We start from the raw sequence: 22,614 nt of genomic DNA, 5'->3' as shown, positions 1-22,614 counted from the left end.
CTTTATGTTATTACTTAATGATCTGTAAATTGCCGATCAGTGGCAGCGGTTTTTCTTTTCCATTAGCAGCATTAATAATGCCGATAACTGCCCAAACTAACCAAAGTAGGCTCCCTAATGGTAAAATGAGTAACCAGCCAAGAACAGGGATAATCGAACCAACAATATAAACAGCTACACCAATAATAAATAAGACAAGTCCTTGATTGGTGTGATACATTGCAAATTTAGATTCCTTTGCAGCAAGTAGAGGGACAATAAATAAAAACCCTAAATAGGCTAGAATAGCCATTCCTTTATTACTTTTTACGTCTTCAGAATCTACTTCCTCAGCCGATGTATCCTCAGACACCTCCACTTTTTCTTCCGTTGTTTCTTCTGTCATTCAAAGCACCTCCTACATTCTACGCTTTTGTAGTTTGTTACACCTTTCATCGGTAGGAAAGCAATAATGTTCTCCTACCTAGTAAAAACACTTCCACTAATTTATATGATTAAAAATTCAAAAAAGTGCAACCGTTTTTCATCCCTATTTTCACCTCCATTACGCAGGCTCAATGTTATGGTTATGGCAAAATATATTTTTCGGATCGTATTTCCCTTTAATATCTGCCAATCTTCTATAGTTGTCACGGTAGGTTTTTAACATTATCTCATGATCGAGATTGGCCCCATTCAAATAAGAGGCTCCCTTATGGGAATAAGGTTCAAGCTTTTTATATAGAGAATCCATCCATTCTGTACACTTGGCAGGCGATTCGTCTGGAATTTCTCCATCCACAAGCAATAAGTAATTCGCATCTCGGATCGCAAATGCTGTGTCATGAGGTGAAGTTCGGTTCATCTGACCATGTAAAGCCCATAATTGTACAATAGTCGAAACTTCTGATTCATCTATTGCTTTTGTTAATAATTGGATAGCTTCGTCTGTTAATTCTTTGAAAAATAAAGATGTTCCATCAAACGATACACCTCTTGGAACCATGGGATCCAACTTGCTTTGAAGTTGAACATAAGGCATGATCCCAGTGTTATCCATAATCGGCTCTGCTAGCTTTACCAAAGGTTCAATTATCGTTTCCTCCACCTCTCGCGACAACTGACCAAGATACATCCCACTGAGCGTGATTACCCGTTTATGATGAAGAAATTCTGGTAAAAAATCTGCTGGAGGCAATTGCATAATGGCTAGATTTACAGAAACCTCATCTGAAGCAGTAATCATATACTCTTTTAACCGATTGAGTATTTGGTGAACATCCTTGTAATCGTACATCACATCAAGAGCTAACACGTTCGGACCTACTGGATGAAGTTGAAATTCAAAGCTGGTCACCACACCAAAATTTCCTCCACCACCACGAATTGCCCAAAATAAATCCGAATGATTCTCTTCATTGACATGTAGTAATTCCCCTTCAGCCGTAACCATACGCACACTTTTTATATTGTCACATGTTAACCCATATTTACCGCGAAGATAGCCAAATCCTCCTCCGAGTGCTAGGCCGCCAATTCCGGTTTCTGAAACAGTTCCAGTCGGAGTTGCTAAACCATATTTTTGTGTCTCATGATCAATATCAGATAGCTTTGCTCCGCCTTCTACAACAGCAATTTGCCTTTCCTTATCAACTGTTACCTTATTCATGTTTGATAGATCCACCATGACGCCACCATCACAAACTGCTGTTCCCGCTAGATGATGACCTCCTCCATGAATAGACACCTCTAAATCTTGATCATTGGCATAATTTACTGCTGAAACAACATCTGCCTCCGACTTACACTCAAAAATAACTGCCGGCCTTCGATCAAAACGATTATTCCATACCTTCCTTTTATCATCATATAAATCATGGTTTGGTAGAATAATCTTTCCACTTTTTTCAATTGAAACATCGTATTCCATTCCTATTCCCTCCGTATCCACTAACGTAGAAAATTTGCCAAACCTAAATCTTCCTCGCATATCTTTTTTATCACACATATGCAGGAAAGGATGAACTTTTAAAAGCGTACCACAGCACTCTCAAGCTGTAATGTATACCTTGGTATACATTTTTCAGAATAAACTTTCATATAAAAAACATCTTGAACAATGGAATAGTTTCTGTTAAGATGATTTTAAATTTCATATGAGACCTTATCAGATCGGTGAGGTAGAGGTGCAATGAATATTAGTAATTAACAGGAGAATGACAACGATGATTGTTAATGAAAGGATTTGTTGCCGAAGCATAATAGGGGGTCAAACTTATTATTGCTGGGATGTCTTTAAATAAAGGACATACTGTCATGCGAGCATTTGTGCATGGAGAACTACTGATCGAAATGGAGGATAACGTATATTGTAAAACAATGATGGGTTATTTTCTGTCGTTGTTTTTTTGTGCTTAAAAAAGCCTCTTATACACCACATTTCCCTCTTGATTCAGTTTTTCTCTTCCTGTACAGCTTAACGTATAGAAGGAGAGGTAAACCATGAGAAAAATATATACAAATGGAAACATCTACACCTTTGATGCTTCCGATCCCCTTGTCCAAGCAGTTGTCGTGGAAAACGGTCGCTTCATAGACATGGGTTCTACCGAATCAATGTTACTTCGTTGGACCACGCCAACTAGTGAGACGATCTCCCTAGAAGGTAAAACTGCTACTCCTGGTCTAGTAGATAGTCACCTGCACCTATCTATGATTGCTGAAAAGTTTATGAATTTAGACTTAACGGGAGTTACATCCAAACAAGAAATGCTAGAAAAAATCCAAGCAAAAGCAGCTACCCTAAAACCCAATGAATGGTTACTAGGATTTGGTTGGGATGAGAACCTATTTACCGATGGGACCATTCCAACGATTGAAGAATTGGATCATGTAGCACCATATAACCCATTGCTCATTTCTAGAATTTGTAGTCATGCCAATGTTGTAAATAGTAAAGCATTAGAAGTTTCAAATTATCATCCCTCGATGACAATCCCTGTAGGCGGAAAAATTGTTCGAGATGAAGTGACGAAGAAGCCTACTGGCCTTGTTCTTGAATCTGCCAAGGAAATTTTCACGAAGCATGTTCCTGAAAAGTCCTATACTGAACTAAAAAATGCCATGCGAAAAGCGATCGAATTTTCGATTCAACAAGGGCTAACAAGTGTTCATTCCAATGATCCCTTATTTTTAGGAGGACTTCATCAAACGTATCGCATTTATGATGAATTGTTGAATGAAGAAGGTCTTGGCTTGCGTTCCAACCTATTAATTAATCACGAGTTTCTAAATGATTTACGTGAAGCTGGCATGTATGCAGGATACGGAAATGAAACGTTGACTATTGGAGCAGTGAAAATTTTCGGCGACGGAGCCTTTGGTAGACGTACTGCCTTATTATCAGAGCCTTATGCAGACGATCCAAGCAATTACGGTGAAGCAATGTACGACCAGGAAACACTATTTGACATTGTAAGACGCGCACGTGAATTATCCATGCCGATAGCGGTCCATACCATTGGTGACCAAGCATTAGAAAATGTGTTAGATGTTCTGGATCAATTCCCTACCGTAGCCCATCGTGACCGATTAATCCATACACAGGTCCTTCGTAATGACCTAGTGGAACGACTAGCGAAACCTAGTAGAATTGCTGATATTCAGCCACGTTTCCTAGTTGGAGATTTCCCATGGGTTCAAGAGCGACTTGGTGATCAACGCATTAAATTATCTTATGCCTGGAAAACCATGATGGATGCCGGAATTATCTGTGCCGGTGGATCAGATGCTCCTGTAGAACCAGTTAACCCATTATTAGGAATCCACGCAGCTGTTACTCGAAAAGCACCAGGTCAAACCCATCAGGGATGGAATCCAACTGAAAAACTTTCCATGATGGAAGCATTTCGTTTATTTACCGAGTTAACAGCTTATCCAACAAATGAAGAGACAATAAAGGGTACGATTTCTCGTGGAAAGTTAGCAGATATGACCGTATATTCAGCTAACCCATTTGCTATGGAAGACGCTGATGAACTACTTCAGACTTCTATTGAAATGACGATTATTGGTGGAGACATTCACTATCAAAAAGCGGAGGAAGCACAACTATGGGAAACATTCTAGAAGGACTATCCGCATTTTTATGGGGACTTCCACTAATCGTAACAATGGTGTTTGTTGGCTTGTATTTCACAATCGGCAGTAAATTTTTTCAGCTTGCTTATTTGCCACATATCTTGAAAGAAACATTTTCAAATATGTTTACGAAAAAAAATACTAATGATGATTCCAAGGGCGTCTTAACGTCTTTTGAGGCTGTAACTACTGCAATTGGTGGCTCAGTTGGAGTTGCTAATATTGGTGGTGTAGCAACTGCTATTGCCGTAGGTGGCCCCGGAGCTATCCTATGGATGTGGCTTACTGCTTTACTGGGAATGATTATTAAGACCGTCGAAGTAACATTGTCAGTTTATTACCGAAGTACCGACTACGACGGGAAGCCTTACGGTGGACCAACTTTTTACATGGAAAAAGGACTTGGTGAAGAAAAGAATTTCAAATACTGGATGATACCAGCTGTCATATTTGGTTTCGGTATTTTCTCTACTTTTTTTATTACGTTACAGAACTACACGATTTCAGAAGCTTTAAGCTCTACATTTAACGTGGGTATGATACCTGCTTCGATTTTCTTTTCTATTCTTGTTTATATCGTTGTATATGGCGGAATTAAACATATCGGAAAAGTAGCCTCTAAGATAGTTCCTTTCATGGTACTGTTTTATCTAATTGCGGGCCTTTATATTATTCTTAGCAATATTACGGAAATCGGAAGTGTCTTTTCCTTAATATTTACGGGTGCTTTTGGTGGTACTGCTGCTGTCGGCGGCTTTGCTGGAGCAGCGGTTGCCCAAGTTATTCGAATGGGTATGGCACGATCCGTATACAGTAATGAAGCTGGCTGGGGAACATCGGCAATGGTTCATTCCACAGCTAAAGTAAAGCATCCAGTTAAACAAGGTATTTGGGGTGCATTTGAAGTATTTATGGACACCATTATTGTTAGCACGATTACAGCATTTACGATTATTATTACCGGGAAGTGGTCTTCTGGATTATCAGGCGCAGAATTAACACTTTCTGCCTTTGAAGCTGGAATCGGAGAAACTGGAAGAATCATTATTACACTATCTATCCTATTATTCGGCTTAACAACCCTTACTGGATGGTATTCATACTATGAGATTTTACTTCGCCACCTATTTAAAAATAGACAAGCTAAAATCAAAGACAATTTGTTAAAAGGGTTTATGTATTTATATCCGATCCCTGGTACATTAATGGTAGTTTACGCAGTCACGTATGGTTTACCTGGACAAACCGTTTGGTATTTTGCTGACATCTCTTCAGCAATCCCAACCTTTATTAATGTCGTTGTAATATTGCTACTAAGTAAACAATTTTTCAGATTGCTTTCAGACTATAAAGCTAGGTATCTAGGAATCGGTAAAGTTGATCCTAATGCGATCCTTTTCTATGAGGATAAGCAAAAAGATAAGAAGCTGTAATTAATTTTTAATATTTTTTATTTTCTAAAAATGCAGGACATAGTTATTTCTATGTTGAAATATATTTTTATTAGAATCATTCTGTTACGTTGATCATCTTTGTATGTTCTGTATTAATTATCATTCTATCTTAAGAATCAACGTTAACGTTTGATAAAATTACCGAGAGGGGTATGGAAAATGGAATTTGGAATACTTTCTTTGCTTCCACCAGTGTTGGCAATTATCTTAGCACTTGTAACACGTAATGTAATACCTGCCTTATTTGCCGGCGTTTGGTTAGGAGCAACAATGGTCCATGATTGGAATCCATTCATGGGAATTTATGCAAGCTTTAGTGAGTTCATCTTACCAAACTTAGGAGATGAATGGAGTGCGACCGTATTACTTTACTGTGGGTTATTCGGTGTATTAGTTACCGTACTACAGAAAACAGGAGGGGCACATGCAATAGCACATGCCATTTCAAAACGAGTAAAAACCGACCGTGGCGCACAAGGTTCTACCATGTTATTTGGTATCATTATTTTCTTCGAAGATTACTTTAATGCGTTGACTGTTGGTAGTGTCATGCGTTCGGTAACCGATAAAATGCGTGTTTCCAGAGAAAAGTTAGCTTATATTGTTGACTCTACCTCTGCACCAATGTGTTTACTTGCTCCTGTTTCTACGTGGGTAGTGTTTGTAATGGGCCTCATTGGAGCTCAATTTGTTGAATTGGATATGACTGGTTCTGAATATATGACTTACCTTGCAACCATTCCATTCAACTTTTATTCGATTCTAGCATTATTATTAGTAGCACTTGTAATCTTTAAGCGTTGGGATTTTGGTCCAATGGCACGCGCTGAATACCGCGCAAGAACGGAAGGGAAATTAATGCGTGATGGCGCTGAACCACCTTCTGATGACTCGATGACAGATGTAGAAACTGTTGAAGGTACACCGAAAATGCGAAACCTTATTGTTCCACTTATAGTACTAATTGGTGTTATTCCTCCATTATTGTTATGGACTGGAGGATACCCTGAGAACGATCTTGTCACTGCTGTTGGTGAGTCAAATGGTGGACTATCCATTTTAATGGCTGCATTTGCTGCAGTAGTCGTTGGTCTTGTTATGGGAATCCAACAGAAGTTATTTAACTTTAAAGAATCTATTAATCTTGTTGTAACAGGATTTAGAAGCATGATGCTTGTTTATATTATCTTAACATTGGCTTGGTCCATCGGTAGTGTAACATCTGCTCTAGGTACGGCAGAATTTATTGTCAATCTAGCAGAGCAAACGACGTCACCAGCAATCATTCCAGTATTGCTTTTCTTAGTTGCTGCACTAGTAGCTTATACAACAGGTACTTCGTATGGAACTTTTGCAATCATGGTACCTATTGCAATGCCACTTGCTGCTACAATGGATATTTCAATGTTCTTGGCAATTGCGGCTGTGTTAAGTGGTGGAATCTTCGGGGATCATTGTTCTCCAATTTCCGATACAACGATTCTATCATCGGCAGGGGCATCAAGTGACCATGTTGACCATGTCAATACACAAATGCCATTTGCTGTAACTGCTGGGATAAGTGGTATTGTTTCATTCCTAATAGCCGGCGTTACGGAATCTGCACTACTTGCATTAATTGTTGGTGCTGTTGTTCTTGTACTACTTGCTTACGTATTTAACCGAGCATGGGGGAAGGAATTACCTGATAATCTGAATACTACCCCTTAAATCAAAGAAGGAATAATGGCCAAACCAGGCTGTTATTCCTTTTTTTATGCATATTTACTTTGTTTGTTGCGATTTTGATGTATGATGCGACGTAACTAAAACGATTGTTATTCTAGTATGCTGGTGGAATACTAATCTTCCCGTGGTAGAAAGCAGGATTCACTTAACCAATATTGGGTCTAAATAGCTTCACACGATCCGCATCAATGGCGAGGTAGATCCTCATTCCGCTAAATGGCCGAAATAGTACTTTGGAGCATGGTTTTGGTTCCTCATTCCTTTATTCAACATTTTCCAGCGGAATTTCCACTGTTTTATGGCTAATAGAGGAACGAGGATCCTCATGCACCTGGTTTGGGCGGTATTTTTATCATTTAACGGAACCACGATCCGCATCAAAAACGAAGTGGATCCTCATTCCTTTATTACCTTAATTAAACCCGTACCCGAGGGAAAGTAAAATGTATTTCCGTAACGAGTTATATGCACCCAACAATCATGTTTAGATATGTCGCATTCAATGTATGAAGCACATCAATCTCCTCTATACGATCCCAAGCATAAGTGGAACTTTACCGTAATTGTGCACCTTCATTGAACTTTTCAAACGTGCATGAAATAATATAAAGAGAATTCCGATCAAGTTAATTAGAATTAAGGGGATGACATAGTGAAACTACAGGACCTTCAAACAACACAGGAACGAATAAAGGCTTTAGAAGAAAAAGTTAAGCCATTTTCTGAACGAGCACATAAACATGACAAAGAAGGAAGTTTTCCGTTTGAAAACTTTCATGATCTGAAGGAGATTGGTTATCCAGCATTAACGATTCCAGAGCAATATGGTGGGGTCGGGATAAGCTTGTATGAGTTAATCCTTGCACAGGAAACGATTGCTAAAGCAGATGGTTCTACGGCCTTAGCTATTGGATGGCATATGGGAATCACCAAACACCTTGGTGAAAATAACATTTGGAACAAAGACAAATATCAGTCCTTTGCAAATGATGTATTGCAAACTGGAGCACTCCTTAACAATGCAGCGACTGAACCAGCAACAGGTAGTCCTACACGAGGCGGGAAACCAGAAACTACAGCAACAAAGGTGGATGGAAAATGGGTTATAAATGGAAGAAAAACTTTTACCACTCTTGCTCCCATACTAGATTATATTGTTGTTCGTGCAAGTATTGACGGAACGGATGAAGTTGGAAACTTCTTAGTGAAGCGAGAATTAAATGGAGTACATGTCGAGGAAACATGGGATTCAATTGCTATGAAAGCAACAGGTAGTCACGACCTAGTATTGGATCATGTTCAGGTCGAGGCTGATGATTTAGTGGAATACAGCACACCTAAAGGAGCGATGGCAGCTGGGTGGCTATTACACATTCCAGCTTGCTATAATGGGATCGCTAAAGCTGCTAAAGACTATGCCATTAACTTTGCTACCTCCTACTCACCAAATAGTATCCAAGGTACCATTGCCGAATTACCTAATGTAAAGCAAAAAATTGGTGAAATGGAATTAATGACCATGCAAAATGATTCCTTTCTTTATAGCGTAGCAAAAAAATGGGATGAGAGTGACGATGCAACACGACAATCCATGAAAACTGAACTCGGTGCTGTTAAATTGTCGATTGTGAATCAAGCAGTACAAATTGTAGATTTAGCCATGCGTATTGTTGGAGCTAGAAGTTTATCGGAGAAAAATCCACTTCAACGGTATTACCGAGATGTTCGTGCTGGGCTTCATAACCCACCAATGGATGACATGACCATCATGCAGCTTGCAGATCAAGCAATGAAGTAAATCTTAATTAGTGGGGGACTCTCCCCACTAATTATTATCTAAACAAACATGCTTTGCACTAGCAACAACATTGGCCTTTACTCCTTATAATCCCATAATATTTTCCACTCACCATCAACATCTGTTACATAGACATTTTGTTTGATTGTTACTTTTCCATACTTTCCATTAAATTCTTGTGAAACAAGTACTTTAAATACTTCTGGTATTCCCTCTGCTCCCGCTTCCATTTGCCAGTTTTCTAGTTTCTTTGTATCTTCAATTGAATAGTTAGATGTAGTAACTTCTAGATGATTCACTAAAAATCCAGCACGCTCTTGTATATATTCTCCTTTAGGAATCTTTTCCTTCATCAAAGGATGGAACAATTCCCATGACTCGGAAAATAAACCGTTTATTTCATAATCATAAAACTTCTCAACCACTTCCTCCGCACGATTTTCTGGATAAAAGAAGGTAAAAAACACAAAAATCACAATGATCATACATGCTAGTATCGATGATAATATAATTATATGAATCCCTCTAACTCCTCTATTTCTCATAGAAACCTTCCTAACCAAGAGTTTGTACTATATATATTCAACAATTAACCTAAATATTAAGGTTGTAAAATTTTCCCTTTAAACATATGCTATAGGTAGATAATTTTGAAGAAGTTAGGAGAGTCGTTATGTCAACATCGCGAATTTTAAAATGGATAACAGGTGGTCTTGAAGCATTTCTCGCCATCCCATTTTTGGGTGGAGCATTTATCATTAGTTTATTTTGGACCCCTCTACTTGTCATGTTAATTCTACACATTATTACACTCGTATTAACAAACAAAGATGGAGGTAAAACTGCGGGTAGCATACTTGGAATCATTACATCCTGTATCGGTTGGATCCCAATTGTTGGAATGATAATGCATGCGATTTCTGCTATTTTTCTAATGATAAATGCTTCCCAACTAGACGAAGCATCCAATTCGATCGACTAATTTAGTATCTTTTCCATTTGATCCGCTTGAAAATATGATACAGTTAGAGATGAAATATGATATGTCAGGAGAATAAATATGAAACTAATTGCAACGGATTTAGATGGTACGTTACTAAATGAAAAAGGAAATGTAAGTTTGGAAAATGCACAAGCTATTCGAAAGGCTTTAGATATGGGAATACAGGTTGTCGTTGCAACAGGTAGATCCTATGATGCAGCGAATAAGCCAATACAAGAAGTTGGATTGTCGCTACCTATTATTTCCTTGAATGGAGCAAACACCTATACAAAAGAGAAAGAGCTGATTAGGGATATTCCTATGGATCGCTCGATTTGCAAAAAAATTCAAACCGTATGTGAAGAAGAAAACATGTATTTTGAAGTGTTTACGAATAAAGGGATTTTTTCGCTCAGTAGAGATGACTTTAAACAAGTAATAATGGATATTATGATGACTGCTCACCCTACCATCTCCAAAGAAGAGATAGAACTTGCTGTCGAACAGCGTTTTCAGGATGAAGAAGTCCAATTTATTTCAAATTATGATGAGCTATTCAAGGATAAGAATATAAACATTTACAAAATATTGGCTTTTTCCCTTGATAACAGCACGCTTCAGAAGGTTCGAGAAACGTTCACTGATCATTCGTCCGTGAAAATCACTTCTTCTGGTAGCATAAATTTAGAATTCAATGATCCACAAGCTCAAAAAGGGATTGCATTATCATTATTTGCTGAATCACAAAATATTTCTATGCAGGACGTGATGGCACTAGGTGATAATTATAATGACCTTAGTATGTTAACCTTAGCCGGACGTGGCGTTGCTATGGGGAATGCAGAAGAAGGTATCAAACAGCAATGTGATTTTATTACAAAAGAAAACAAGCAAAACGGTGTTGCATATGCCATTGAAGAAATGCTAAAAGAAGTAAATTTATCCTAATAAAATTCTAAAACAAAGAAAGCCGGGGTTAAAAATTTGGCTTTCTTTGTTTTAGGGGGAGAAGTAGGCTGAGGATAGCCTACTTCTGACTTTGAGGATAAACAGGGGATTTCTCAAGATTAATGGGGAGATGAATCACAAGATGTAGCAACATTACCCTTCCAAAGAACGTTTACTAGTTAACTCAGCGATCCGACAATTTGTGGCTGCGATTATTTCAAGTAATTGAACAATAGTATTTTCATGTTGTTCAACCTTCCGTTTTAATTCATGGATCAATCGATCAGATTCATTCAATTTTAGCCCTCCTTGTTTAACGTTCGCTTTAGTTATACCATGTAATTCCAACCCCCGCCACTCGGCATTTTTCTTTATTTCTCTAATTTTCGACATAAATTTAATACAGAAATAAATATTCCCCCCATAATTATCCTTATTTTTAAAAAATAGTATTTATATTTCGCCTTAAAATGAAAAATTATACAATCGATCGCCAAATTTCGACATCGATCCAATAAGCGATATTAGAATTATCTTACTTCCCATTCTGAATAGAAAACCGCATGAAATACTGATCTTTTCATCAGATTTCATGCGGCATATAAAGCTTAATCTACTGAACACAAATTCTTACGGTCGAGAAATATATTCCGTATAATCAGCTAACAATCTAGCACCAAACCCAGTAGCAGCTTTGGTATAATATCCTTTCTCCTGACTCATCATAACCCCAGCCATATCAACATGGAGCCACTTAGCAGTCTTTGGTACAAAACGGCGTAGGAAAAGACTGGCCGTAATAGAACCAGCTTCTGCCTTTGAACTCGTATTACTGAAGTCAGCAAAATCACTATTCAAATATTGATCGTACGCATCTACTAACGGCATAGGCCAATTGAAATCACCATTTTGCTCTCCGATTCTTTTCATTTCCATTGCAAGCTCCTCGTCACCAAACACACCTGCCAATTTCGTACCGAGCGCATTCATAATTGATCCAGTTAAGGTTGCAATATCTACTACATACTCCGCTTTTATTTCTCCAGCTCGAATTAAACCATCAGCTAATATTAATCTTCCTTCTGCATCTGTGTTGCCAACTTGAACTGTTGAGCCATTTTTATAATGGATAACCTCACCAGGTAATACTGCATTACTGTCTGGCATATTCTCTACAATTGGGATAAAGGCAACAACATTGGCCTTAGCAGCGGAAGCTTCTAATAGCTTCATTGCCCCAGCAACCGCAGCTGCTCCGCCCATATCCATTCGCATGCTACTAATATCCTTCCCCTTTTTCAAACTAATACCACCTGTGTCAAAGGTAACCCCTTTTCCAACAAGGGCAACTAACGGTTTCGAGTCGTCGCTACAATATGTAAGTTCTACAAAGGATGGTTCGTATTTACTTCCTCTTCCTACCGTTAGCACACCGTGCATTCCCTGCTTTTCTAGTTCCGATTTATGGAGGACATTTATTTCTACATTTGTGTCTTTAAATTCGTTTAATAATACTTCTGGAAAGGATTCTGGATTTAAGGTACTTGGAATCTCATTCATTAAATCCCGCGAAAAGGCAGTTGCTTCTGCACGATTATTCCCTGCTTGTACATATGCAGCATACGGTTCATCGTTCAAGATGTTTAACTCTGGCGCCAGTCGAACTTCTTCACTTTTATAACGAGTAAATTGATAGGTACCTAAATTCCAACCTTCCACAAACGCAGTCACTACCTGTCCATCTTCTAACGCTGAATAAAATTGTATAAGATTATTCGCATCCACGAATACCTGGTCTACTTTTCGATTCATTACGTCTCGAGCAATCGCTCCTGCTGTCATTCTAATGTTTTCTAACGACTCTGTTCCCTTCTTAACAACAATAGATAATTCCTGTTCAACCCATGAAATTGCATATGTAGCAGGTGTATTTTCTACGAATTCTTGCAACTGTTGATTGGAGCTTATTTTCTCATCATTTTCAAAAATAATGTTCACTTGGTTCGTCATCAATGATTCCTCCTTTAATTGTACTTTTATTTATTTCGCCACACGAAGTAAAATTCCCTGCTTTTTCGTGTATTTTTTGTTCATATAATCGTTGTCCCGTGAATATGCTTTTAAAGTGATTAAAAAAATCACTCCCTTTTTTGGGAGCTTTGTGAAATAAAGCTTAGGAAGGCATAAAAAACCGTTTCTTTACGGTATAAAAATACATTGGAGGTATTTACATATGCCAAATGGAAAACATCATCGTAAATTGGAGACACCTATTTGGAGGGTATGGGAGTTCGTTAGTGATATGAACAATTGGGCACCTCTTGTTCCAGGGTATATGGACCACGAAATCGTAACGGATAAACAATCAACTTGGAAATTCAAAGGCGACATTGGAATCATGCAAAAAACCATTCACATGCGAATCGATATTACCGAGTGGGAAGCACCATCAAAAGTATCCTTTATTTTGACTGGTATAAACGAAAATGTAAAAGGAAACGGTTATTTCTTGGCGGAATCAGTAGATGATAATCAAACTACTATGTCTAGTAACTTATCCATAGCTGCTAAAGGGATGATGGCACCTATGGTTAATAAAGTATTAAAGACAATGATACCTAAGATGACGAAAAGTTTAACCGAAAATGTTGCCAATAAAATTGAGGAAACAGATCAATTCATCCAACGTCAAGGTGAAACCGTTTATAGCAGATAAAAAAGATCCTATTATGCATGAGGCATAATAGGATCTTTTTTTGGTTTTCTTCTGTGAATAGAGCATACTGCCGAACGGAATTGGAATTGGGTGAGATTCTCCGATTAAAGTTACTTATCGTTTCATTTCCCATTCATGAATCTCGAAGCTTCTAGCACCTTGAACTACATAGGGGTCTTGTTTGACTAGTTCTTCAACCTGTGAAAATTCATCTACTTGGTATATCACTAGGCCACCTGCCCCATCTGTGAACCTACCCTTGGCAAAAATAAACCCAGCATCTGCTTTTTCATTTAAATAATCAATATGATCCTGTCGATACTGTTTGCTTTTCTCTTCATCTTTCATCGGTAATAACACTGCATAGTATTTCATTATTTTTCCTCCCTTATCACTTAAAATGTAACCAATATTGCTGTTAGAAAAGTAATCATTAAGTAGTAAACCGAATAGCGAAACATTTGGTTAGCCCACCGCAAATCATCGCTCACAAAGAACCCACGGATAGATAATAAAAGCCACCCGACATTAACTATGGTTGTAATCATCATAAACCAAATCCCTAACTCGCCAATAAAAAATGGCAATGGGATTAATAGGAAAATGTAGATAAACGTATGCCATTTGGTGACACGTAGGCCACGGACAACAGGCAACATCTTTACTCCAGCAGCTTTGTATTCCTCGAATTTCCGAATCGCAATCACATACGTATGAGGCATTTGAAAAATAAATAATATCATAAATAAGACAAATGGCACGGGATGCATTGCGGAATCAATTACTGCCCACCCTATTAGAGGAGTAACAGCTCCTGAAACACTACCAATAATCGTATTAAAGGTATATCTTCTTTTAGACCACATTGTATAAAAAATGACATAAGTAATCCAACCAATAACAGCATATACCGTTGCTTCTATCGTGGTAAAAAGCAACAATAGCACACCAACTGCACTTAGTATGATCCCCAATGTAAAGACCACACGTAAAGATATACTTCCCGTAACAGTTGGTCTTCCTTTGGTACGTTCCATAACAGCGTCAATATCGGCATCGTACCAATTATTAAGTAGTAGCGCACCAGCCATGACAAACGTACTACCTGATATCGTAAGAATAAAGGTTATCCAATGTGCTCCAAACGGTTCCTCTGCAAAATATAGTGCTAGACAAAATCCAGTCAATACGGGCAACACATTAGCCAGGAGGACACCAGCCTTAAAAAGAGATTTGAGGTCCTTCACGATATTTTTCCTACGTTTTTCATTTGATTCTTTCCCCTTTAGGGTCCTTTTCAAAGTGGATTTATTCACTATTGTCCCCCCCACTATCAACTAACTCTTAACTAAGTTTACCATAATTGAACCATTTATGAATTCAGGGTTGTGCCACGTTGCAGAATTTTTTCTCCTTATTTTTCAACGGTACGGATCATTAAAGCAAATATTTTCGTTCACCTTGCAAATACTATAGAAAAATCAGCAGAAAAGGGTGTATTATAGTATGTTTCACACAAAGACCATTGGCATTAAATTGATTGTTAGCATTATTGTTGTCTATTCGATCTTTGGAATATTTGGAAACGCATCACTGAGTGACCTTCTATGGGTTAGTATATTGTTAACTGCCATTTCTTATTTTATTGGAGACCGTTTGATCCTTCCTAGGTATGGAAATGTGGTGGCAACGATAGCAGATTTCCCACTAGCTTTTCTTACCCTGTGGTTATTAGGAAGCTTTTTAGTAACATTTGAAACGCCTATTATCTCAACATCATTAATGGCTGCCTTTTTCTTAACTTGTGCCGAGCCACTTATTCATGCCTATCTCCAAAATCAAACAGAGGGAGGAAAACGAGAGCAACCGATTGCTACCGATCGTCTACAAACAGAATTTGCTGAAGAAACAGATGCCCAAGATATTAACAAAAAATCAAAGCGCAATGATCGCAACGACTTCAATGGATATTACTAAAATTAACGAAAACTTTATTTAGATGATAAGAGGAAGATACTTTTAAACGTTAAAAAGGAAGGGAATTTCCCCTTCCTTTTTTAGTCATGTTTATGATTTCCACTGTGAATGACTTCTTCTAGAAACGTCTCTGACTTTGTATGATCATGATCTTCACAATAGTATACAACTGTTTTAATTCGATGAGTGATGGTGCATGTACGTTTGTGTCGGATAAAATTTTTCCAATATGTATACTCGTGTGTACCTACTTCTATTTCTTCATAATCGGTACTATATTCTTTCCAGTTATGTTCCGTTGCTACGGTATCAAATTCCAACTTACTCGCAGAAGCCTCTGCATCTTTAACCGAAATTGGCAGGATGGTTAATAGTACTGCCATAGTCATTATTAGCTTCCTCATTTAGACAATCACCACACTTTTTTGTTTTCGTACATCAAGGTATTCCTATCACAGTAGATTAGACGCTGAACATTAATCAGCGATTTTAATGCAATGAACCCATCACTAGTTTAATTTTTCCTTACCAAATCCATTTTATACATGACATGTTCGTCTAACGTTACAGGCACTGTTTCCAAATCTAGGCATATGCTACAACGAGGTGATTCTATGGATACAAATAAACAAAGCTATTTGGAAAGTTTAATTGCATGGGGAGAACAAATGAAAGACACATTAACGCAACACGATGTACCAGAAACGGATTTGCAACGATGGATTGAGCAAATTAATAGCTGGCAACTTACGATTAAAGATAAGCTTGATAAGAATGAAGATAATTCGGAGGAAATGCACCGTATCCAAAGTGAAGGCGAGCGAATTCTATCCGACATTAAAGGAAAGAAAGCAAATGATATAACAAGCATTTCATATGGTGAACATAAACTACCTCCACTCCCATACGATTATGATGCGTTAGAACCTTATATTAACGAAGAAATTATGCGGCTCCACCATGATCGACACCACCAATCCTATGTGGATGGATTAAATAAGGCAGAAAAAGCATTATACACAGCAAAAGAATCTAAAGCCCCAATCAAACATTGGTTACGAGAACAAGCATTTAATGGTTCCGGCCATTATTTGCACACGATTTTCTGGGATAACATGACGCCAAACTCAACAAAGAGACCCTCTGGAGAAATTCTTGGACAACTAGAAAAGGATTTTGGAAGCTGGAAGAAATTTAAGGAGTTGTTTTCCGATGTGGCAAACTCTGTTGAAGGGAATGGTTGGGCTGTATTGTTTTGGGCACCAAGAAGCGGGAAATTGGGAATCCAATCATTTGAAAAACACCAACTATTTCAGGTCCCCGACACCATCCCGCTACTCGTATTAGATGTTTGGGAGCATGCCTATTACCTGCAATATAAAAATGACAAAGCCTCCTACGTAAAAAATTGGTGGAATGTTGTCAATTGGGATAACGTAAACAAACGATTTATGGAAGCGAAAAAATTGAAGTGGAAATTGTATTAACAAAGAAAATCCTCATCTAAATAGAAGATGAGGATTTTAACATTATTTATTCAGCTTTTCAAAGACTTGATTCACGTCCTTATCCCCTCTACCCGAGAGGTTAACGATAATCACATCATCTTTGGAAAGTGTTTTTGCCAGTTTCATTGCCTCTGCTACAGCGTGAGAACTCTCTAGAGCTGGGATAATCCCTTCTGTTTTGGAAAGCTCTTGAAAAGCATCTAATGCTTCTTCTCCGGAAACCGTAACATATTCGGCGCGGCCGATGGTTTTCAAATGACTATGCTCTGGGCCAACTCCTGGATAATCAAGTCCAGCTGCGATCGAATAAGTCGGCTGTGGCTCACCATTTTCATCCAATAGAGTTAAACACTTAAAGCCATGAATGACAGCTGAAACTCCTTCCGTCATCGTCGGTGCTTCGGCTGGTTCGGCACCAACTAGCCGCACTTCTGGTTCATCAATATAATGGGCGAACGCACCAATTGCGTTACTCCCCCCACCAACACATGCAACAACTGCGGCGGGCAATTTACCTTCTTTTTCTAAGACCTGACGTTTTGATTCTTCGCTAATAACAGCCTGAAAATGCTTTACAATTGTTGGATATGGATGTGGCCCAACTGCTGATCCAAGCAAGTAAAACGTATGATCATAGTTTTCTACCAGATCATTTAAAGCCGAATCAACGGCATCTTTCAACCTACCTTGACCACTTTCAACCGCAACAACTTTTGCACCGAGCAATTCCATCCGAAATACATTTAACGCCTGTCTTTCCGTATCTAATTTTCCCATATAAATCGTACATGGAATATCAAACATTGCACAAGCAGTAGCAGTTGCAACTCCATGTTGCCCCGCACCAGTTTCTGCAATAATGCGGGTTGCTCCCATTCTTTTGGCCAATAATATTTGACCAATCACATTATTAATCTTATGTGCTCCCGTATGGTTAAGGTCTTCTCGTTTCAAATAAATTTTTGCTCCACCTTGTTTTTCCGTTAGGTTTTTCGCAAAAGTTAGAGGGTTTTCCCTTCCTACATATTCACGTAGATAAAAGCGAAAATCTTCCTGAAACTCAGGGTCATCCTTATACGTATCAAACGCATCTGCTAATTCAGCTAATACCTTTTGTAAGGCTTCTGGAATATAGCTTCCTCCAAACTCACCGAAAAAACCATTCTCAACTACACTCTGCTCTCTCAACATCTCTAAACTCAGCTCCTATTAAATTTTAGCATCCTCTCTAGAATGCTTGTTGCTATTTTACCAGTTTCAAAGAATTTTTCAAGCCTCGAAAATCCTACAAATCCCTTATTTAACCCGAGGCAGCATTCGCATCCCGAAAAATATAGCCCAGGCGTCTTGGTCTTCCGCAAAATAAAAGCGTATTGGTCGATTAAGCTCGGAAATGTATAATGTATCCTTACTAATGGCTCTTAAGGCATAGAATTTATTTTCTAGTCTAGCAACTAACTCCTGCCCCCTAATCTCAATCTCTACCGATGTTCCTTCTCTAGATGCGTAGACACCAACGAAGTCTTGAAGGCTTTCAGAGGATAATTCTATAACTGTCTTGCTCGCTTTTACGTCATCAGTAGGTAGTCCCATAGCTACATGTACAGCCTCAAGCCATATTTCGTCTGCAGAAGCACTTGACACATTTGTTAAAACAGCTACTGCTAGTCCTTCTTCTGGTATAAACCCAAAATTGGAAGACACGCCTGGTTGCCCACCGCCATGCTCCACAAGGGTTACCCCATGATAGTTGGGGGTTACTTTAAATGCATATCCGTAATAGGAATCATCGCTTATTGGAACATGCTGCTGCCACATTTTCTCTAGTTGATGGTGCGAGATATATTGGTTCCCCTCCAGCTTTCCTTGATCAGTATATATTGTCGCGTATCTTAATAGGTCTCTTACATTCGAACGAATACCTCCACCGACTTCATAATTTCCAAGTGTCGGCCATTCCTGCTTCACATAAACGCGATCCTGTTCATCATAAATGTAAGGTGTTGATACGTTATCCATTTTTTCTAATTCTTCCAAACTAAACGTGGAACGGTTCATATGTAATGGATTTAATAATTTTTCCGTTATCGCTCTTCGATATAATTTTCCTGTATACTTTTCAATGATCGCACCGAGTAATAAAAATGTATCATTACAATAACTGAAATAATCACCGGGATCTCCTAGTAACGGATGGTCTCCATTTGCAATATAGGCAACATGTTCCGCTAGTTTCTGAATCTCTTCTTTTCGTTCCATCGGAGCAAGTCCTGTTGTGTGGGTCAATAGATGATGAACCTTCACCGCTTCAATTGGTTCAATACCTGAAATTTGAAAAGCCGGTATATGCTGTACTACTGGATCCTCGAGATTCAAATAGCCTTCCTCAGCTAATTTTAATACGGTTAGTGCTGTAAATGATTTGGTTACAGAAGCTATCCCAAAAATCGTATCCGTATTTACTGCTTCCTTTGAGTCCATATTTTGTACGCCAAATCCTTTTTCATAGATAATTTTTCCATTCCTACTAACCGCAATGGCTGCGCCCGGAATATGCTCTTTTTCCATACGTTTGTACAATTTCTCTTCAAAAATTCCCCAACCCATCCGATCACCTCTTTTTTCTAGTGATTTTAGTATATCAGATGTACTATACCTATGTTCAAATTATTTAGAAAACGAAATAAGCCGTTTTACGCAAAAGCTCCCTTTTAAATAACTGCATAAATGAAATGAATTCCGTTCAACCTATGCATACGTAAAAAAAGGAGCATAATCATGATTCAAATCATGGCAGTTACTTCAGACAACAAACCAATTACAACTAGTTTATTGGAAGATTTTCACCCGGATGATTTCTCCTGGTACTGGATAGACTTTAACAAACCGACGAATCAAGAAATAGAACTATTGAAGAAGCAATTACGATTCCATCCACTGGCAATAGAAGATTGTATTAATAGCTTACAACGACCAAAATTAGACTTTTATGATGATTTTTATTATGTAGTGACACATACAATTGGTAGTGAAGAGTTTAATGAGCATGAGGTTAATTTTTTCATTGGGGAAAACTTTATTGTCACCTTTCACTACGAAGATTTACATGAAGTAAACTATGTATGGAATGAATTGTTACAAACAGAATCAATAAGAAATTGGGATATATACCGTGTATTTTATGAAATACTAGATAAGATTGTTGATAAATTTTTCCCAGTTATCCATGAGATAGAGGATGCGATCAAAGAAGTGGAAGATAATCCGGAAAACAAATCAATGGAAGTTTTATTGGACCGTCTGTTTGATCTTCGTCATCAATTACTAGATTTACGTCATACAATAAATCCAATCCGCGATTTATTGTATCGCATTATTAACTCGCATCATTTAGAAGAAGTATTACAGCATAAAGAGTATTTTATCGATATTTATGATCACTTATTAAAGATATCTGAAATGATTAATTCCAACCGAGAAATTACCAATGATATTCGAAACAATTTTATTTCGATTAACTCCTATCAGCAAAATAAAGTGATTCAAATCTTAACCGTCATTACTTCCATCTTTAGTCCACTAACCTTTATCGCAGGGATTTATGGGATGATACTATTTTTCAAGAAGAAAGGTTGGTTTTGGTAGACATAGAGGGGATTTCCACAAATCCTACTATTGTTCTTGACCCCTTTTTTCTTGAAACCAAAAAAATAATAAAAAATAAAATAGCAGAGGGGAATGCTTTTCCCACCTGCTATTATAAAGTGCATTTTACGCTTCTTTACTTAATGATTTCTTACCAATTTTAACGAGCAAATAAGCAATCGGCGTATCAATTAGTGCGATCAACAATTTTGCTACATATTGAGTTGCTATCATTCCAAGTAAAACTCCTGTTGGAACAGTCCCCCAAAAAGCAATGGTTATAAAAATCGTTGTATCAATTAGCTGACTTGTCATGGTTGATAAATTGTTCCGCAACCATAATTTCTGCTCACCATGTTTTGCTTTCAATCGATGAAAGATGGATACGTCCAAGTTTTGACTGGCTAGGTAAGACAATAGACTAGCTAGTATAACACGAAAGCTTCCACCTAGAATTTCCTCAAACTGAGCTTGGGATTCAAAAACAGGGGCAGCTGGTAGTTGAATTGCTATAAAAATAAAAATCAGTGCAACAACTTGGGTAATAAAACCAGCTTGAACCGTCTTACGGGCTGCTTCTTTACCATAAAGCTCTCCTATCACATCGGTAATCAAATAAGTAACAACATATACAATTACCGCTGCAGGTAAAATAAATTCCCCGACACTAAACAACTTTACACCTAATATATTTGCAATGAGCAATAGCCCTACAAATAATGCATTTAAATAGACAAACATTGTAATCTCCCTTTGTTCTAGAAAAGGAACAAAGCTAACCCTCAAATTTTAGCGATTATCGATTTTTTCTGGATACATATCATGGTTCATCATACGGTGATCTGCCATCTGTTCATACTTGGTGCCTGGCTTTCCGTAATTACAATATGGATCGATGGAAATGCCTCCACGTGGAGTAAATTTCCCCCAAACTTCGATATAGCGTGGATCCATTAATTCGATTAAATCATTCATGATAATGTTCATACTATCTTCATGGAAATCTCCATGGTTTCGGAAGCTGAACAAATACAATTTCAAAGACTTACTTTCTACCATTTTTTCATCTGGTATATAACTTATATAGACGGTTCCAAAGTCAGGCTGACCTGTTTATATAATAGACAATAAAAGCACCCTTAATACTTCATGGATGAGGGTGCTTTTCATTCATTTTATACTATTGTGTTTTCTTTAATTCTTCCCATACACTATCAACCTATAAATTTATGTGAAAAATTTCAATTACCTTATTATAATTGGCTTTTCATCTTTAGAACAGTTAAAAATTTATACATTTTTATACTTATTTATAATTAAAAAGTGGTCAGATTGCGATCAATGAATTTATTCCTATTTAAAAACGGTTGGAGTTTTTAATATATTATTGATCGTATTATTAAAAAATTAGAGAAGGGGCCTTTTTCTATTCAACAGGATAAAGGTAGACCGGAATCGTTGCTTCTATTTCATCCCCTGCTTTACTTTCAAAAACGAAATCAACAGTAGAACCTCTGCTTCCATCTCCAAATGTTTCTCCTACATAACTTCCCCTTTTCCCTTCCTCTCTTATAAACACATTACCTCGATGCCCCTCTTGTGCTGTTATCTTATACCGCCCTGGTTCAATGTCGGATCCAAAATAAAAATATCCTGCACTCACCTTAATTGGTTCATCAGATGCTCTTACTAACTCTCCGTCTAATTTAGCTAATTCTTTTTCAGCGGACTCGATATCG

General features: G+C 37.8%; 22 protein-coding genes, 1 pseudogene and 1 riboswitch. Of the genes and pseudogenes, 10 read left to right on the top strand and 13 right to left on the bottom strand.

What is annotated here, in order from left to right:
• Positions 1–10 precede the first annotated feature (10 nt).
• Entirely contained in the window at positions 11–385 is a 375-nt protein-coding gene (locus BMX40_RS14955) for a DUF4870 domain-containing protein (protein ID WP_244513593.1), read from the bottom strand.
• Positions 386–544: 159 nt separating this feature from the next.
• Entirely contained in the window at positions 545–1,909 is a 1,365-nt protein-coding gene (locus BMX40_RS14950; RefSeq protein ID WP_090871354.1) for an FAD-binding oxidoreductase, read from the bottom strand.
• 243 nt (positions 1,910–2,152) lie between these two features.
• Positions 2,153–2,330: riboswitch (Lysine riboswitch) on the top strand.
• A gap of 151 nt (positions 2,331–2,481) precedes the next feature.
• On the opposite strand from BMX40_RS14950, the gene BMX40_RS14945 reads away from it, so the two are divergent.
• The 4 genes from BMX40_RS14945 to BMX40_RS14930 all read left to right on the top strand — a co-directional run bounded on the left by BMX40_RS14945 (position 2,482) and on the right by BMX40_RS14930 (position 9,099).
• Positions 2,482–4,107: an amidohydrolase gene (locus BMX40_RS14945; RefSeq protein ID WP_090871352.1), complete on the top strand. Its 1,626-nt coding sequence runs from the start codon at positions 2,482–2,484 to the stop codon at positions 4,105–4,107.
• Positions 4,092–5,552: an alanine/glycine:cation symporter family protein gene (locus BMX40_RS14940; RefSeq protein WP_090871350.1), complete on the top strand. Its 1,461-nt coding sequence runs from the start codon at positions 4,092–4,094 to the stop codon at positions 5,550–5,552. Before BMX40_RS14945 ends, BMX40_RS14940 begins: the two co-directional genes overlap by 16 nt.
• A 180-nt stretch (positions 5,553–5,732) precedes the next feature.
• Positions 5,733–7,283 (top strand): Na+/H+ antiporter NhaC family protein, encoded by a 1,551-nt coding sequence (locus tag BMX40_RS14935; protein WP_090871348.1) that lies wholly within the window; start codon positions 5,733–5,735, stop codon positions 7,281–7,283.
• 670 nt (positions 7,284–7,953) lie between these two features.
• Positions 7,954–9,099 carry an acyl-CoA dehydrogenase family protein gene (locus tag BMX40_RS14930; RefSeq protein WP_090871346.1) on the top strand — a complete coding sequence of 382 codons (1,146 nt, stop codon included), beginning with the start codon at positions 7,954–7,956 and terminating at the stop codon, positions 9,097–9,099.
• 77 nt (positions 9,100–9,176) lie between these two features.
• Here the strand turns inward: BMX40_RS14930 and BMX40_RS14925 are convergent, their stop codons facing one another.
• Complete coding sequence (locus BMX40_RS14925; protein WP_090871343.1) at positions 9,177–9,644, bottom strand: hypothetical protein; 468 nt, start codon at positions 9,642–9,644, stop codon at positions 9,177–9,179.
• 128 nt (positions 9,645–9,772) lie between these two features.
• On the opposite strand from BMX40_RS14925, the gene BMX40_RS14920 reads away from it, so the two are divergent.
• Positions 9,773–10,081 carry a hypothetical protein gene (locus BMX40_RS14920; protein WP_090871341.1) on the top strand — a complete coding sequence of 103 codons (309 nt, stop codon included), beginning with the start codon at positions 9,773–9,775 and terminating at the stop codon, positions 10,079–10,081.
• Between the two features lie 78 nt (positions 10,082–10,159).
• Positions 10,160–11,029 carry a Cof-type HAD-IIB family hydrolase gene (locus BMX40_RS14915; protein ID WP_090871339.1) on the top strand — a complete coding sequence of 290 codons (870 nt, stop codon included), beginning with the start codon at positions 10,160–10,162 and terminating at the stop codon, positions 11,027–11,029.
• A 153-nt stretch (positions 11,030–11,182) separates the two neighbouring features.
• Here BMX40_RS14915 and BMX40_RS20370 read toward each other — a convergent pair whose 3' ends face one another.
• Both BMX40_RS20370 and BMX40_RS14905 read right to left on the bottom strand, forming a co-directional pair.
• A complete protein-coding gene (locus BMX40_RS20370) occupies positions 11,183–11,422 on the bottom strand; it encodes a hypothetical protein (RefSeq protein WP_090871338.1) in 240 nt (79 codons plus the stop codon).
• Positions 11,423–11,659: 237 nt separating this feature from the next.
• Positions 11,660–13,039: a leucyl aminopeptidase family protein gene (locus tag BMX40_RS14905; RefSeq protein ID WP_090871336.1), complete on the bottom strand. Its 1,380-nt coding sequence runs from the start codon at positions 13,037–13,039 to the stop codon at positions 11,660–11,662.
• Between the two features lie 223 nt (positions 13,040–13,262).
• Here BMX40_RS14905 and BMX40_RS14900 point away from each other — a divergent pair, with 223 nt between their 5' ends.
• Positions 13,263–13,745 (top strand): SRPBCC family protein, encoded by a 483-nt coding sequence (locus BMX40_RS14900; RefSeq protein ID WP_090871334.1) that lies wholly within the window; start codon positions 13,263–13,265, stop codon positions 13,743–13,745.
• A 114-nt stretch (positions 13,746–13,859) separates the two neighbouring features.
• Here the strand turns inward: BMX40_RS14900 and BMX40_RS14895 are convergent, their stop codons facing one another.
• Positions 13,860–14,120, bottom strand: coding sequence for a YciI family protein (locus tag BMX40_RS14895; RefSeq protein WP_090871332.1), 261 nt, complete (start codon positions 14,118–14,120; stop codon positions 13,860–13,862).
• A 20-nt stretch (positions 14,121–14,140) separates the two neighbouring features.
• Positions 14,141–15,061: a heme o synthase gene (gene cyoE / locus BMX40_RS14890; protein WP_244513591.1), complete on the bottom strand. Its 921-nt coding sequence runs from the start codon at positions 15,059–15,061 to the stop codon at positions 14,141–14,143.
• Between the two features lie 190 nt (positions 15,062–15,251).
• Between cyoE and BMX40_RS14885 the strand changes: the two genes are divergently transcribed.
• Entirely contained in the window at positions 15,252–15,722 is a 471-nt protein-coding gene (locus BMX40_RS14885; RefSeq protein WP_090871331.1) for a YndM family protein, read from the top strand.
• A gap of 80 nt (positions 15,723–15,802) precedes the next feature.
• Here BMX40_RS14885 and BMX40_RS14880 read toward each other — a convergent pair whose 3' ends face one another.
• Positions 15,803–16,111: a hypothetical protein gene (locus tag BMX40_RS14880; protein ID WP_090871329.1), complete on the bottom strand. Its 309-nt coding sequence runs from the start codon at positions 16,109–16,111 to the stop codon at positions 15,803–15,805.
• Between the two features lie 225 nt (positions 16,112–16,336).
• On the opposite strand from BMX40_RS14880, the gene BMX40_RS14875 reads away from it, so the two are divergent.
• Positions 16,337–17,209: a superoxide dismutase gene (locus tag BMX40_RS14875; RefSeq protein WP_090871327.1), complete on the top strand. Its 873-nt coding sequence runs from the start codon at positions 16,337–16,339 to the stop codon at positions 17,207–17,209.
• Positions 17,210–17,251: 42 nt separating this feature from the next.
• On the opposite strand, the gene trpB is transcribed toward BMX40_RS14875, so the two are convergent.
• On the bottom strand, positions 17,252–18,421 hold the full coding sequence (gene trpB, locus BMX40_RS14870) for a tryptophan synthase subunit beta (RefSeq protein WP_090871324.1): 1,170 nt from the start codon (positions 18,419–18,421) through the stop codon (positions 17,252–17,254).
• 105 nt (positions 18,422–18,526) lie between these two features.
• Positions 18,527–19,837: a serine hydrolase domain-containing protein gene (locus BMX40_RS14865; protein ID WP_090871322.1), complete on the bottom strand. Its 1,311-nt coding sequence runs from the start codon at positions 19,835–19,837 to the stop codon at positions 18,527–18,529.
• 171 nt (positions 19,838–20,008) lie between these two features.
• Between BMX40_RS14865 and corA the strand changes: the two genes are divergently transcribed.
• Positions 20,009–20,875: a magnesium/cobalt transporter CorA gene (gene corA / locus BMX40_RS14860; RefSeq protein ID WP_090871320.1), complete on the top strand. Its 867-nt coding sequence runs from the start codon at positions 20,009–20,011 to the stop codon at positions 20,873–20,875.
• Positions 20,876–21,001: 126 nt separating this feature from the next.
• Here the strand turns inward: corA and BMX40_RS14855 are convergent, their stop codons facing one another.
• The 3 genes and pseudogenes from BMX40_RS14855 to BMX40_RS20365 form a co-directional block, all read right to left on the bottom strand.
• On the bottom strand, positions 21,002–21,616 hold the full coding sequence (locus tag BMX40_RS14855; protein ID WP_090871318.1) for a queuosine precursor transporter: 615 nt from the start codon (positions 21,614–21,616) through the stop codon (positions 21,002–21,004).
• Between the two features lie 48 nt (positions 21,617–21,664).
• Positions 21,665–21,988, bottom strand: a pseudogene (gene queF, locus BMX40_RS14850) (preQ(1) synthase); the annotation flags it as partial.
• Between the two features lie 313 nt (positions 21,989–22,301).
• Positions 22,302–22,614: hypothetical protein (locus BMX40_RS20365; protein WP_425287864.1), on the bottom strand; the 313-nt coding region annotated here is incomplete at its 5' end.

The sequence above is a fragment of the Oceanobacillus limi genome (assembly GCF_900111445.1).
GTDB lineage: Bacteria > Bacillota > Bacilli > Bacillales > Amphibacillaceae > Ornithinibacillus > Ornithinibacillus limi.
The sequence above is the reverse complement of the archived record's forward strand: the minus strand, read 5'-3'. Positions and strand labels throughout refer to the sequence as shown.